This window comes from Neorhizobium sp. AL 9.2.2 (genome assembly GCF_013317225.1).
Lineage (GTDB): Bacteria > Pseudomonadota > Alphaproteobacteria > Rhizobiales > Rhizobiaceae > Neorhizobium > Neorhizobium soli.
In genome coordinates this window covers 412,731-426,870 of the sequence record NZ_JAALXU010000001.1, presented here as the reverse complement: position 1 = coordinate 426,870, position 14,140 = coordinate 412,731, and the positions used below count along the sequence as shown (strand labels likewise).

Sequence of the window (14,140 nt, the reverse complement as noted above, 5' to 3'; positions counted from 1 at the left end):
TTTGGTGTAATTTATTTTCTTCATAATGCGTCAAACCCGGCTGAAGTCAACGAATTTCCAGAACTCGCACCAATTTGTGTAATTTATTTTCTACAGATCTGAATTCGGGGAAATTTTCACCTTCATGGCATTTCGCGCTGCGAACATGAAAAAGGGCGCCCGAAACAGGCGCCCGATTTTCATTCGCTCGGAGGAAATCGATCCGTCAGCTACCAGACGGTGCCGCGGGCATCGACGTTTTCGACCCGCGTGACGATGCCGTCCCGATGAAACACCATCCGGTCGAACAGGTTAGTGACGACGCAGGTGTGGTTCGGCACGACCTTCACGATCTGACCGATCTCCGCAAACGGCACTGCACAGCCCGAGAGATCGACCACCGCATGTTCTTCCGACAGCGAGACGATCCGCGCGCCCTCGAAGCCGACGAGTGAACCGTAATCCGAAAAGCCGAGCAGATCGGAGGTCAGCGCCTTCGAGCCGCAGTCGAGCACCGCCCGGTCAGGCGCCGGCTTCGAAACGACCGTTGCGAGGATATTCATGGCCAGATCGTCTGGCGTGCAGTGACCGGCGCGCACCATGCTGCGGTCGTTATAGACATAGGTGCCGGCCCGATGTTCGGTGGCGGAGGGCACCAGATGCGCCGAAAACAGATCCGGTGAACCGCCGCTGGACCGCACCGGGCATTCGATGCCCTTTTCCGACAGAAGCGACATGGTGGTCGCCATGAACTCCTCGACGGCCTCTGCGCCACCGATGGCCGGGTAGGTCATGATGCCACCGAAGCGCAGGCCGGGCGCCGCCGCAATCTTCTCAGCAAGAGCCACCGCCTGTTCCGGCGTCTGCACGCCGCAGCGTTTTGCGCCCGTATCGCATTCGATCAGGACCGTCATCGGGCGATCGGCATCGAACGTTGCAGACAGGCCCGACACGGTCGTTTCACTATCTGCGACGACGGCAAGCTTTGACACGCGCGCATTCAGCGCCTTCAGCCGCGCGAGTTTCACGGGTCCGAGGATATTGTAGGTGATCAGGATGTCGTCGAAACCGGCATCGGCGAACACTTCGGCTTCGGTGACCTTCTGGCAGTTGAGGCCGACGGCGCCGGCTTCGATCTGCTGGCGGGCGACGGCTGCGATCTTGTGGGTCTTGATATGCGGCCGGAACGCCTTGCCCTGCGCTTCGCAGTAAGCCTGCACCCTTGCAATATTGGCGGCAAGCCGATCCTCGTCGATCACGGGCATCGGCGTTGCGATCTGATCGAGCGGTGTGCCGGGTTCAGGCCAGGGATAGTTCATGATGTAAACCTCTGTGGGCATGGCTGGTTTCGTTGATGCTTGCCCGCTTTGTGCTATCAGGGCAAGAACTGGTGAAATTCATTTTCACGATCGTGACGTGCTTCGTTTGTGCGACCAGTTTCGAGGAAGATACTTGATGGACCTGTTTCACGCGCTTTCCGACGAAGACGGCAGGCTCTCGAGCCTGGAGACGAAACTGGCGCAGTTTGCGCTCGCCAATGTCGATTTCGTGGTCAATTCCTCGATCAGCGATCTGGCCGAGCGTGCCGGGGTTTCGCCGCCGACCGTGACAAGGTTCTGCCGCCGACTGGGCTGCCAGGGCTATTCCGACTTCAAGGTTCAGCTGGCCAAGATGGCCTATGTGGGCCTGCGCTACCTGAAGCCGGAAGCACCGACCGCGACGGTGGAAGAGGTTGCCCAAGACATCATCTCGAAAGCCCAGAACGCGCTTTTCGATTTGCATCGACAGCTCGACCTTGGCGCGATCGAAAAGGCGGCGCAGATGCTGCGCGGCGCCGAATTCATCCAGGCATTCGGTGCCAGCGGCAATTCCGCGATGGTCGTCAACGAGCTGCACAATCGCCTCTTTCGTCTCGGCTGCCGCATCAATGCCTCGAACGACCACAACATGAACCTGATGATCTCGGCGGCAGCGCAGCCGGGCACGGTCGTGTTCGGGTCGTCCTATACCGGCCGCGACATGGGCCTCGTCCAGTGCCTCAAGCTGCTGCGTCAACATGGCATTCCCACCATCGTGATGACGCAGCGGGGCTCGCCTGTTTCCGATGCGGCTGACCTGACGATCGCCATCGACATGCAGGAGGGCAAGAACATCTTCCGCCCCACCTCGACCCGCTTTGCCTATCTTGCCGCGATCGACATCCTCGCCAACATGGTCGCCTATGCCGACCGCAACATTGCCCTCAAGGCGCTGCGCAGCATCAAGGAAGAACTGGTGCGCAACCGCGACGGCGACGACCGCCAGCTTCTCGGAGACTGACGGTCAGCATATCGACAATCAGTCGATCGGCTTGTAGGCGATCACGTCCATCTCGACCTTGGCATCGACCATCAGCGGCGACTGTACCGTCGAGCGGGCCGGCGGATGATCGATGAAATGCTTCTGGAACACCGCATTGAAGCTGGAGAAGTCACGGGCATCGTCGAGCCAGACATTGACCTTCACGACATCGGCCAGCGTGCAGCCCGCAAGCGCAAGCACTTCCTTGATGTTCGCAACGACCTGTTCGGTCTGGGCCACGATGCCACCGGTCACCACTTCGCCATCCACCGTCGGCACCTGGCCGGACACATAGACGAAATCGCCGGCGCGCACGGCCTTGGCGAATGGACGTCGCTGGCCGCCCGCCTGTGCGTCGGCCACAGCGAGACGTTCGATTTTCTTGTGACCCACGATGCTCTCCGTAATTTATTTTCACCGACCGTGAATCTAGCACTGCCTGGATGCGAATTTCCAGCACCTCGGGGGAATACGAGAAAATTATTTACGGTAGTTAAAACGGCTCGGATATCAGCGACGCCTTGCCGACGACGCGCGCGAACCGGTCGGCGCCGTCGTATGGCGCTTCTCCAAGCGCTTCTCGACGACATGTGCCGGCTCCGGCCGGCCAAAGGCAAAACCTTGCAGCAGGTCAACGCCAAGACTTGCCAGCACGTCCGCATGGCCGAGCGTTTCGACTCCCTCGGCGACGACTTCCATGTCCAGCGTCCGGGCGATATCGACCAGTGCGGCTACCAGGCGCTGCTGGGGCAGGCCATCCAGCATGGGCAGGATGAGCTGCCGATCGATCTTGACGCGGTCCGGGCGAAGCTTGATCAACCCGAGCAGTGAGGCATGGCCCGAACCGAGATCGTCGATCTCGATTTCAATCCCAAGCGACCGGATGGCATCGATATTGGCTCTGATCTCCGGTGTGAGCTCATCGAGGAAGATCGTCTCGACCAGTTCGAAACTCACCTGGCCTGCCGGGATATCGAGACGCTTGAGCTTTTCCTCCAAATCAGGATCGGAGAGGCGGGAGGCCGACATGTTGACGGACACGCGCGGCAGAGCAAATCCCTCGGCTTGCCATCGCCTCAAGTCGGCAAGGACGAGGCGCAGCATGATTTCGTCGATTTCGTCGATCAACCCGTTCGTCACCGCAGTCGGCAAAAATGCGCCGGGCGGCTTCAACTCTTCTCCATGTTTCCACCGCACCAGCGCTTCGAGGCCCTTGATCGCGCGGGTCCGGGCATCGACCTGTACCTGGTAGAACGGCACGAAATTGCCGTTGGTGATGGCGCTGCGCAGCTCGTAGAGGATGTGTTTTTCGGCAATCGATGCGGCTGCCATGGCGGGCGAGAACCATTCGGCGCGGTTGCGTCCGTTTCTCTTGGCCTCATAGAGCGCGAGATCGGAACAGGCGAGCAGTCCGGTGACATCCGACGCCGAGGTTTGCGCCACGCCCATCGAACAGGTGACAACGACATTCTTGCCGTTGAGAAGAACGGGTGATTGTAGCTCGGCGCGGATTTCGGCGACGATCTTCTCCATCGCGTTGAGGCCGCGGTCCATCGAAACGATGGCGAATTCGTCACCCCCCAGCCGCGCCACGATATCTCCCGGGCGGCTTGCCTGCTTCAGGATCGACGCGACATGGGCGATGACCACATCTCCACAGGCGTGGCCATATCGGTCGTTGATTTCCTTAAAGTTATCGACGTCGAGATGGCACAGCGACACGAAGTCCAGCTCACCCCGTTTTGCAAGGCTGGCACATATCGCGTCGAAGCTGCGGCGGTTGAGAAGTCCGGTCAGGTGGTCGTGGTCAGCAGCATAGCGCGCTTCGGCGCGGCTCTGGTCTGCGGCTTCCCGCTCTTCCGCCAGTTGATGGCTTCGCATCACATCGTCGGTGACATCCCATTCCGCGCCGACGAAGCATGGCTCGCCATTCCCGTCGATGAAGAACTTTGCGCGTGAGCGAAGGTGGCGAATGGAGCCATCCTGGCGGATGATCCTGAACTGTGACGCATAGTCTTCGCGGTTTTCGATTGCCTTTTCGAAGTGCGCATTGGCGGCATCTCGGTCGTCTGGGTGGACGCATTCGAGCCACACCACATCCGTCGGTCCCTTCGGGACACCGTAGAGCTCCTGCAGCTGCTCATCCCAGCGGGTCTGGTTCTTGCGCAGATTGTGCTGCCAGATGCCGATGCCGGAAGCCTCCAAAGCAACATTCAACTGGCGCAGGAGGTCGTCCAGTTCGTTGTTCGTCCAGATGCGTTTGTTTTCCATGGCTTGCTCTGCCGACATCAGTGGCGACGACAATAACAGCCATTACTTAGCGAATACTAAAACAATGTGCACGTGTTATTATGAGGGAGCTCTACCCTTTAAACACCGGCGATCCGCGTCAGCGAGATAGCTCAGGCCGTTCGCGACCGCCGCGCGACGCCGTTTCGGCGATCAACCGAACATCGGGAACTTGGACCGTATGTTTTCGATGTAATACTGTCCTGGCGACCGGGACCCTGCCAATTGCTGGAACACCTGCACGGGTACCGTCTCGAATTCGCGAATTTGCCCGTTTTTCATGAACAGCCGGAGACGCTCTGCACCTTCATCATAAGCAGCAGCATCGAAGAGAGATGAGTTTAGCTCTGCTTGCATAATCGCACTCCTTGAACGGAGACAATAATGCAGTGCAGCATAAAAATTGCAAGAAAATTTAAGCTTAATTAAGTAATCGAGATGCTCACGCTCTCTTCGTTGCTTTCACATGAAATTCGGAGGAACTAGCAATTTCCGAGCCCTCCTTTTGAGGCTGATCCCGATCCACCTCAAAACAATCCAGGCAGCTTGGCGGTCGTCTCATGGTCGCCTGAGGCCTCGAAATCAGAGAGGCGAACGAATTCTGCGCCTCTGTTTTTCAGATCAACCAGTGCACGAGCGACCCCCTCGCCGGCGGCATGAGTCGGCTGGTTGATGTGTGAAATCACCACATCGCCATCCTTGGCAGCAGCAATCCGTTTTTCGGCAGCCGCGGCGCCGAGGAGCGAGCCATCATCGCCGTTCAGCGAATAGCCGGCGATCTTGAAACCCATGGCCCGGATCTCCCGGATGGCCGAGAGATCATATTTTGCCGTCGCGCCGCGAAACCAGTGCGGTCTCGGAAGACCGGCTGCAAGCATGGCGTCGGCTCCTCTCCCCACCTCGCGGCCGACAGCTTCAGGCGAGCCTGCGGCCGGTATGCCATAGATCGCGATCGGAATATCGACTGCGGGAATGTGATTCTCGCCGTGATTTTCCAGCTCGAAGAGATCGCTGTTTTCACGCAGAACAGCGACGGTTTCCGGATTGTGCTTCAGCCAACGTGACGTGACGAAGATCGTTGCGGGAATTCTTTCACGAACCAGCGTGGTCAGAATACGCTCGTCGGCCTTGCCCATGCAGGCATCGAAGGTAAGGGCAACACGGATGTGTTTCGCATTTCCCGCAGGCGCCACCGTCAGACGCGGCTCGACCAGTTTCTGAACCGCCAGAGTGTCTGCTTTCGCCAAAGGCGCAAGACAGCAAAGGAGGATAGCGGCGGTGGACAAGAGGCGCATGGTCAGTTTCCGCAGGATCGGGTTGTTCCAGGATCCCGCTTTTAATCCCCTGCACGCCATTCGACCATGCGCATTCTCACGTATCAGCAATGCGGCCGCATCACTGCATCATGCTTGCGCTCAGAAGCTCGCCGACGCGAGCCGGGTGCGGATCGCACGGATGCTTTCCGGACGGCGATCGCCCAGTTCTCGTTCCCAGCGGATTGCGGTCTCGACGATCAGATCGAGATCGTCGTGGCGCGGGGTCCATTCAAGAAGGCGCCGGGCGAGCGTCGCATTGGCGACGACGCTTGCTGCATCGCCCGGGCGACGCGGGCCGTAGTTGATGTCGAACCCGCGGGCTCCGGCTTTCTTGACCGCTTCGAGCACTTCCAGCACCGAATAGCCGCGGCCATAACCGCAATTGGCAATCAGCGGTTCGCCGCCACGACGCAGATAGCTCAGTGCCTTCAAGTGCGCTTCGACCAGATCGGTCACATGTATGTAGTCGCGCACACCGGTACCATCGGCTGTCGGATAATCGGTGCCATAGACATCGACGCCGCGGCGCTTGCCGAGAGCCGCCTCGCAGGCAATCTTGATGAGATGCGTCGCACCTTCCGTGGAAAGACCGGTGCGCCCAAGCGGATCAGCACCGGCGACGTTGAAGTAGCGCAGCGCGACGAAGCGGAAATCATGGGCTGCAGCCGCATCGCGCAGCATCAGTTCGGACATCAGCTTGGACTGACCGTAGGGGTTTTTCGGCAGCGTCGGCGCGCTTTCCAGAACCGGCGTGTCATCCTTCTGATCGCCGTAGACGGCGGCGGTGGAAGAGAAGACAAAATGCTTGATGCCCGCTTCGACGGCGGCTGCCGCCAGGAAGCGGGTCTTGCCGGTATTGTTCTCGTAATAATCCAGCGGATGCGCGACCGATTGCGGCACGACGATCGAGCCTGCGAAATGCAGGATGGCGTCGATGTCATTTTCAGCAAAGATCTGCTTCAGGATGATGGAATCGCCGACATCACCCAGATAGAAGCGCGCCTCGTCCGGAACCGCCCAGCGAAAGCCTGTCGACAGCCGGTCGAGCACGACGACATCCTCGCCAGCGTCGAGCAGCGCCCAGACCATGTGACTTCCGATATACCCTGCACCACCCGTGACCAGAACAGCCATTTTCTCGCCCCTGCTTTTTTCTTTCGCAGAGAGAAACACGGCCGTTCTTCAGCAAACCTTACCACCGGGCGGGGCCGCCGGGTTTAACGCGGAACACGGAAAACACGGCGTTCAGGCGATCGATAAAATTTTACAGACCGCCCTCTTTGCGGTGATGGAGCGGGGTTAGAGGCGCTTGATATAGTCCGCCAACCGACCGGCGGCTTCTTCGACATGGGCCGAATTGCGCAGAAAACAGGCCCGCAGAAACAGTTCGCCACCCTCTCCGAAGGCAGAACCGGGCGCCAGCGCCACGCCGATCTTGTCGACGATGTCCATTGCCGTCAGGCGGCTGTCGGTTACGCCATCCACCTTGAGGAAGGCGTAGATCGCACCATCGGGTTTCAGCGTCTGCACGCGGTTGGTGGCGATCAGCGCATCGCAGAGGATATCGCGTCCGGCGACGGCGCGGGCCACGTTCTCGTTGACGAAGGCATCGCCTTCGTTGAGCGCCACCACCGCGCCGCGCTGCATGAACTGGGCGACGCCCGAGTTGGAATACTGGATGAGGTTTTCGATCACCTGTCCCATTTCCGGCGGGGCCACCAGCCAGCCCATGCGCCAGCCGGTCATCGACCAATTCTTGGAGAAGGAGTTTGCGAAAATGATCCGATCGCCCTCTTCCATGATGTCGAGGAAGGACGGAGCCCTTGCCGCACCACCGTAGTAGTAACGGGCATAGATCTCGTCGGCGATGATCCAGATCCCATGTTTGCGGGCGAGCGTCAGAATGTCTCGGAGATCATCAAGCGTTGCCGTCCAGCCGGTCGGGTTGGCGGGCGTATTGATGAAAAGGCCACGTGTCTTTGGTGTGATCGCAGCGTCCAGCGTGTCGAGATCGAGAGACCAGCCGCCGCCGGTAAAGGCAAGCGGCAGGCCGATGGCGGAAGCGCCGGAAAGCTCGATCGCGGAGATGATGTTCGGCCAGGTCGGCGAGAGGTAGATCAGTTCATCGCCCGGCGAGGCGATCGCCTGCACGGCCATCATGATCGCATGCATGCCGGAGCCGGTGACATAGAAATGCTCTGACGACAGCGTCTTTGAAAAATGACGCGTGTAATAGTCTGACAGTGCCTGGCGCAGTTCGGGAATTCCGCGCTGCCAAGTATAGAAGGTCTCACCGCCCAGAAGCGCGCTCGAGGCCGCCTGATTGATGAAATCCGGGCTCGGCAGGTCGCCCTCGCCTGCCCACAGCGGGATCAGGTCGCGGCGGCCACCGGCGCGGGCGTGATTGATGATCTCGACAATACCGCTTTCGGGAGTGGAGACGGCGCGCGGGCTGAGACTTGCAATGATCGACATGGTTCCTGAACATTTCCCTATGCTTTGATTCTGTTTAGCGCAGAGAACTCGGAAAATCCCATGACAATCCGTGGATCGGCGATCGTTTTTCTTGATGGATCGCCGATCTGTTGACGCGGTTGGATTACCGGATCGGGTTACCCGTCTTCAGAAGATCGCGGATTTCCGAAAGCAACTGGATATCGGCCGGCGGCGGGGCCGGTGTGGCATCCGCAGGCTTCTTTTCTTCCATGGCGCGGAGCTTGTTCACGCCCTTGACCATGAGGAAGATGATGAAGGCGAGGATGAGAAAGTTGATCGCGACCGTGATGAAGCTGCCATAGGCGAAGACCGCGCCCTGCTTGCGGGCTTCTTCCAGCGAGGGCGCTGTGACCGCGCTCGACAGCGCCACGAAGTAGTTGGAAAAGTCGAAGCCACCGCCTGTCACGGCACCTACGACCGGCATGACGAGATCGTTGACCAGTGATGTGACGATGCCGGTAAAGGCGCCGCCGATGATGATGCCGACGGCGAGATCGACGACATTGCCCTTGGCGATAAAGGAACGGAATTCGGAAACAACGGACATAGCATTACCCCTGCTGCTCGGGTTGTTGATCCGCCCCAACATAGTGCATCACCACTTGCTGAAAAGGTGAAAAAGACAGAGACTTAAAGATGACCAGGCATTGGACTTTTTGCCAATGCCGCGACGATTTGCAAACCCTTGCTTTTGACCTAATCTCATCCGCGTCGCGGCATTGCGGGGAGGAGACATGCTTTCGGGCTGGGTGATCATCGTCGCCGCTTTCGCCTATATCCTGCTGCTGTTTGCGGTCGCAAGTTATGGCGACCGGAGAAGTCGCGTCGTGGGCGTGCCGAAGATCGGCCGGCCCGTGGTCTATGCGCTCAGCCTGGCGATCTACTGCACCTCGTGGACCTATTTCGGTGGCGTGGGTCTGGCTTCCCGTCGCGGGATTGAATTCCTCGGCATCTATATCGGCCCGATCCTGATGCTGACATTGGGCATGCCGCTGATCCGACGCATCGTCGAACTCGCGAAAGCCGAGAAACTGACCTCCGTCGCCGACTTCGTCGCTGCCCGCTATGGCAAGAACTCGACCGTGGCGATGATCGTCGCCATCATCGCGCTGGTGGCCTCCGTGCCCTATATCGCGTTGCAACTCAAAGCCGTGTCGAGTTCGGTCGCCGTGATGGTCAATCCCTCCGACTACGGGATTGGCAGCGGCAACCTGCATTTCATCGATCTGGCCCTGATCGTGACACTGCTGATGGCCGGTTTCGCCGTCATGTTCGGCACACGCCATACGGATGCGACGGAGCATCAGGACGGTCTGATCCTGGCAGTGGCGATGGAATCCGTCGTCAAGGTCTTTGCTTTTGCAACCGTTGGGCTGACGGTGCTGTTCGTGCTGTTCGACGGTCCTGCAGACCTGATGGCCAAGGCTGCCGACAACCTCCTGATCACCTCGGCACTGTCCTACGAAACGCCCCTCAGCCGCTGGCTGATTTTGATACTTCTCTCGGCCTTCGCCATCCTGCTTCTGCCTCGGCAGTTCCATGTGACGGTCGTGGAAAACCGCACGGACCGGGAACGCAAGGTCGCTTCGTTTCTGCTGCCGATCTATCTCGTCGCGATCAACCTGTTCGTCCTACCGGTGGCGATTGCCGGACTGGTCACGTTCGGTGGAACCGGCAATGCCGACCTCTACATTCTCACGCTTCCGCTCCACGGCAATCTGCCGGTCGTGACGCTGATCACCTTCATCGGCGGCTTTTCCGCCGCAACCGCGATGGTGATCGTCGAATCCGTCGCACTGTCGATCATGGTGTCGAACGACATCATCATTCCTGTCTTCCTGCGCCGCAAACTGATGGCGGCACGCTCGGCGCATGGGGGTCGTGCCGATTTCACCCGTGCACTTCTCAATATCCGACGGCTCGCGATCTTCGCCGTGCTGCTTCTCGGCTACGGCTATTACCGGATGGCGGACACCCAGTCGGGTCTTGCCTCGATCGGCCTTCTGGCGTTTGCGGCGATCGCGCAGGTGGCACCCGCGCTGTTCGGCGGGCTGATCTGGCGGAGGGCGAATGCCCGAGGCGCAATCCTTGGCATGTGCCTCGGGTTTGCGGCCTGGGCCTATCTACTGTTCGTGCCGAGCCTCGGCGGACCGGACAATTCCCACATCGCCGCGGCCGTGCTGAATTTCCTGATCCCCGGCACCGGCATATTTTCGGGTCCCGAAACCGATCCTCTCGTCAACGCGACGATCTTCAGTCTGGCGCTCAACATGCTTGCCTTCGTGCTCGGCTCTCTGTCACGCAATCCACGGCCCGTGGAGCGTTTGCAGGCCGGGATTTTCGTCAAGCGGCATCTGCGCTCGGAGTTTGCGACCCGCGGCTGGAAGACCCGTGTCAGCGTGGGAGACCTCAAGGCGACGATTGCGCGCTATCTCGGCGAGGAGCGCATGCAGCGTTCGTTTTCCCACTATGAGCGCACCGCAGGACGCCGTTTCGAGGACGACCAGCCGGCCGACATGGCGCTGGTGCATTTCTCCGAACAGCTGCTGGGCAGCGCGATCGGCTCTTCCTCCGCACGGCTGGTTCTGTCGCTGATCCTGCAGAAGGCCGAGGATGCCAGTGCCGATACCGCTTTCCTGCTCGACCAGGCGAGCGAAGCCCTGCAGTATAACCAGGACATGCTGCAGACGGCGCTTTCGCAGATGGACCAGGGAATTGCCGTGTTCGACAGTGCCGACCGGCTGACGATCTGGAACCGGCGTTTTCGCCATCTTCTCGACCTTCCCGACCAGGTCGGACAGGTCGGATTTCCGCTCTCAGAAATCGTGGCGATGCTTTCGGACCGGGGCGACATACCTGCAGACGAACAGGCGGATGTGGTCAACCGGTTCAAGACGCTGGATGCGTCGTTCTCGCTTGTCGTTGCAAGCGGCGAGCGGATCATCGAAGTGCGCACCAACCCGATGCCGGATAGCGGCATCGTTGCAACCTTCACCGATATTTCCGACCGTGTTGCGGCGGCAAAGGCGCTGAAACAGGCGAATGAAACGCTCGAACAGCGGGTGACACAGCGCACCTCAGAGCTGACCCGCGTCAACCATGCACTGGGCCAGGCGCGTGCCGAGGCCGAGGAAGCCAATATCGGCAAGACACGTTTCTTTGCCGCTGCCGGCCACGATATCCTGCAACCGCTCAATGCCGCGCGGCTGTACTCATCCGCACTGGTCGAGCGCATGACGCCTGCCGACCGCAACGGTCCGCTGGTGCGCAACATCGATTCCGCGCTCGAATCGGTTGAGGCGATCCTTGGGGCGGTACTGGATATTTCGCGGCTCGACACCGGCGCAATGAAGCCGCAGCTTGAAACCATCGCCCTCGACGACCTGTTGCGCCGAATCGCGACCGACTATGAGCCGATGGCGCGCGAGAAGAACCTGACCTTCGTGGTCATGCCGACCTCACTCAGGGTTCGCTCCGACGCCAATCTCCTGCGCCGGCTGGTGCAGAATCTGGTGTCCAATGCGATCAAATACACAATCAGCGGCAAGGTTCTGGTCGGCGCGCGGCGGCATGGCGGGCGAGTATCGATCGAAGTGCACGACTCCGGCATCGGCATTCCGGCAGCCCAGTTCGAGACCGTGTTCAAGGAATTCGCAAGGCTCGACGAAGGGGCGAAAACCGCAACCGGTCTCGGCCTTGGTCTTTCCATCGTCGACCGTATTTCGCGCGTGCTCGACCACCCCGTGCAGCTTGCATCGCGGCCCGGTCGCGGAACCATCTTCAGGGTGGATCTGCCGCTCGACGCATCGGTCGCGCGACCGGCGAAAGCCTCCGAGCGGCCTGAACGGCGCAAACGCTCGCAGCCGCTGACCGGGCTGAGGGTTCTGTGCATCGACAACGAGCCGAAGATTCTGGAGGGGATGGCGCTGTTGATTACGGGTTGGGGTTGCACGGTCAGGGAAGCGCAGTCCATCACGGCGCTGGACGAAATCACCCGTTCGGGTGAGCCGGCGCCGGATATCATTATCGCCGATTATCATCTCGATGACGGCGACGGGATCGCGGCGATCCAGTCGCTGCGCGTCGTTTACGAGGCCGATGTACCGGCCCTGCTCATCACTGCCGATCGGTCCGCGGATGTGCGCAACGAGGCTGAGAAACACGGCATTTCACTGCAGCACAAGCCGGTGCGACCGGCGGCGCTGCGCGCTTACCTCACCCAGATCGCCGGTCTGCGGCGTCTCGCGGCGGAATGACGCAAACTGCTTAAAAAGCTGTTCATCGAATAGTCATCACAGACTGTTTACGGTTGAAATGTCTGAACGTCAGATACAAAGCGAGTGTCGCTCGGAACTCTCCGGCGCGTCGCGACGTTTAGGCGCGTGACTTCCCGGCCCGAAGAGGCCTTACGGACCGAAAGGCACGAGGCCATCGGAACCGGTAGAGACGGAGACCGCGACCGATGAAACGATTCGAGATCATTGACGGGATGCGGGGATATTTCCTTGTATTTATGGTTCTCAACCACCTGATATTTGCCGGTGGCTACTTCCTGGTCAAAATCAACCACAACCAGCTTGCTTTTGTCGAGGATGCGCAGGGCTTCGTGTTCCTGTCCGGCCTGATGATCGGCATGGTCTATGCCCGCAAGATGATGAAAGGCGGATATGCCGCCGGTCGCACTGCGATCTACAGCCGTGCCTTCGAGCTCTATCGATATGCCATGGGCATCGTGATCGCCGTGCTGGTGGCGCAGATGCTGCTGCCGGGGGCCTATTCGGTCTGGTTCAACTGGCTGGGCTATACCAATTTCGACGATCCGCTGCGTCTCGCTGCGATCGCCACCTTCCTATACCAGCCGACCTTCATGGACATCCTGCCGCAGTATATCGTCTACATGCTGTTTGCGCCGATGCTGATCAAGCTGGTGCTGGATGACAAGTGGCACTACGTGGTCGCCGCTTCGATCATGATGTGGATGGCCGGACAGCTGGGTCTGCATCAGATCGCAACGATCCCGATCAACGATCTGATCATGGGTTCGGACGATCAGGGCATCCGCGTCTCGTTCAACCTGTTCGGCTGGCAGATCGTGTTCTTCTCGGGCCTCGTGCTCGGTGCGCTGACCTCGTCCGGCAAGATCAACTGGGGCAAGATCCTTTCGCCCGACAACACGTTCATCCCCAAGGTGGCGCTTGTCCTGGTGATGTTCTTCCTCCCGCTGCGCCTGATTACCGCCAACGAACTGATGCCGGCCTACATGATCGGCAAGTTCGCCTCGATGGAAATCCGTGCCGATTTCGGTCCGGTCTATCTCCTGAACTTCGCTGCCATGGGCCTTCTGGTCACCTGGCTGCTGGTTGCCGGTCCGCAGCACAAGGCAAACTGGGTGCGCAACATCGCGTCTGCCGTGACCTGGGTGTTCACCCTGCGGTACCTGCGCCTGCTCGGCCGCCACTCGCTCTATGTCTACGTGTGGCACGTCGCGATCGTCTACTTCGTCTACTACTTCGATGGTCGTACGCCGGAACTCGGCGAGTGGACGAAGACTGCGATTGCACTGACCGCCGTCGGCCTTCTCTCGATCCCTGCCCTATGGCGCGAGCGCGACAAGCTGCTCGGCACCGCTGAACCTGCACCTGCAAAGAACCTCAAGTCGCCGAAGCCGGCAGCGCAGAGCGTTCCGCAGCAGATGATCATCCGGTAAACGCGAATATCGT

At 59.7% G+C, this 14,140-nt stretch carries 11 protein-coding genes; 3 read left to right on the top strand and 8 right to left on the bottom strand.

Features of this window, described 5'->3' with window-relative positions:
- Positions 1-209: 209 nt before the first annotated feature.
- Positions 210-1,298 (bottom strand): D-TA family PLP-dependent enzyme, encoded by a 1,089-nt coding sequence (locus G6K99_RS02135; RefSeq protein WP_174196025.1) that lies wholly within the window; start codon positions 1,296-1,298, stop codon positions 210-212.
- Between the two features lie 136 nt (positions 1,299-1,434).
- Here G6K99_RS02135 and G6K99_RS02130 point away from each other — a divergent pair, with 136 nt between their 5' ends.
- Complete coding sequence (locus G6K99_RS02130) at positions 1,435-2,298, top strand: MurR/RpiR family transcriptional regulator (protein WP_174195574.1); 864 nt, start codon at positions 1,435-1,437, stop codon at positions 2,296-2,298.
- 18 nt (positions 2,299-2,316) lie between these two features.
- On the opposite strand, the gene G6K99_RS02125 is transcribed toward G6K99_RS02130, so the two are convergent.
- From G6K99_RS02125 to mscL, 7 genes are all read right to left on the bottom strand, one after another.
- Entirely contained in the window at positions 2,317-2,712 is a 396-nt protein-coding gene (locus tag G6K99_RS02125; protein ID WP_174195573.1) for a Rid family hydrolase, read from the bottom strand.
- Positions 2,713-2,829: 117 nt separating this feature from the next.
- Positions 2,830-4,590, bottom strand: coding sequence for a bifunctional diguanylate cyclase/phosphodiesterase (locus G6K99_RS02120; protein ID WP_162237961.1), 1,761 nt, complete (start codon positions 4,588-4,590; stop codon positions 2,830-2,832).
- 171 nt (positions 4,591-4,761) lie between these two features.
- Positions 4,762-4,965, bottom strand: a complete 204-nt coding sequence (locus G6K99_RS02115) for a KTSC domain-containing protein (RefSeq protein ID WP_062579001.1) — start codon at positions 4,963-4,965, stop codon at positions 4,762-4,764.
- A gap of 170 nt (positions 4,966-5,135) precedes the next feature.
- Entirely contained in the window at positions 5,136-5,903 is a 768-nt protein-coding gene (locus G6K99_RS02110; RefSeq protein ID WP_113109457.1) for a polysaccharide deacetylase family protein, read from the bottom strand.
- Positions 5,904-6,023: 120 nt separating this feature from the next.
- Entirely contained in the window at positions 6,024-7,058 is a 1,035-nt protein-coding gene (gene galE / locus G6K99_RS02105; RefSeq protein ID WP_062453878.1) for a UDP-glucose 4-epimerase GalE, read from the bottom strand.
- A 165-nt stretch (positions 7,059-7,223) separates the two neighbouring features.
- Positions 7,224-8,399, bottom strand: a complete 1,176-nt coding sequence (locus G6K99_RS02100; RefSeq protein WP_174195572.1) for a pyridoxal phosphate-dependent aminotransferase — start codon at positions 8,397-8,399, stop codon at positions 7,224-7,226.
- 124 nt (positions 8,400-8,523) lie between these two features.
- Entirely contained in the window at positions 8,524-8,967 is a 444-nt protein-coding gene (gene mscL, locus G6K99_RS02095; protein WP_062578996.1) for a large conductance mechanosensitive channel protein MscL, read from the bottom strand.
- Positions 8,968-9,154: 187 nt separating this feature from the next.
- Here mscL and G6K99_RS02090 point away from each other — a divergent pair, with 187 nt between their 5' ends.
- Together G6K99_RS02090 and G6K99_RS02085 are read left to right on the top strand one after the other, a co-directional pair.
- Positions 9,155-12,676 (top strand): PAS domain-containing hybrid sensor histidine kinase/response regulator, encoded by a 3,522-nt coding sequence (locus G6K99_RS02090; protein ID WP_174195571.1) that lies wholly within the window; start codon positions 9,155-9,157, stop codon positions 12,674-12,676.
- A 206-nt stretch (positions 12,677-12,882) separates the two neighbouring features.
- Positions 12,883-14,127 carry an OpgC family protein gene (locus tag G6K99_RS02085; RefSeq protein WP_174195570.1) on the top strand — a complete coding sequence of 415 codons (1,245 nt, stop codon included), beginning with the start codon at positions 12,883-12,885 and terminating at the stop codon, positions 14,125-14,127.
- Positions 14,128-14,140 lie beyond the last annotated feature (13 nt).

Coding starts and splice junctions, on each gene's coding strand:
- G6K99_RS02135 (WP_174196025.1), bottom strand. CDS start 1,298: ATGAACTATCCCTGGCCTGAACCCGGCACACCGCTCGATCAGATCGCA.
- G6K99_RS02130 (WP_174195574.1), top strand. CDS start 1,435: ATGGACCTGTTTCACGCGCTTTCCGACGAAGACGGCAGGCTCTCGAGC.
- G6K99_RS02120 (WP_162237961.1), bottom strand. CDS start 4,590: ATGGAAAACAAACGCATCTGGACGAACAACGAACTGGACGACCTCCTG.
- G6K99_RS02115 (WP_062579001.1), bottom strand. CDS start 4,965: ATGCAAGCAGAGCTAAACTCATCTCTCTTCGATGCTGCTGCTTATGAT.
- G6K99_RS02110 (WP_113109457.1), bottom strand. CDS start 5,903: ATGCGCCTCTTGTCCACCGCCGCTATCCTCCTTTGCTGTCTTGCGCCT.
- galE (WP_062453878.1), bottom strand. CDS start 7,058: ATGGCTGTTCTGGTCACGGGTGGTGCAGGGTATATCGGAAGTCACATG.
- G6K99_RS02100 (WP_174195572.1), bottom strand. CDS start 8,399: ATGTCGATCATTGCAAGTCTCAGCCCGCGCGCCGTCTCCACTCCCGAA.
- mscL (WP_062578996.1), bottom strand. CDS start 8,967: ATGTCCGTTGTTTCCGAATTCCGTTCCTTTATCGCCAAGGGCAATGTC.
- G6K99_RS02090 (WP_174195571.1), top strand. CDS start 9,155: ATGCTTTCGGGCTGGGTGATCATCGTCGCCGCTTTCGCCTATATCCTG.
- G6K99_RS02085 (WP_174195570.1), top strand. CDS start 12,883: ATGAAACGATTCGAGATCATTGACGGGATGCGGGGATATTTCCTTGTA.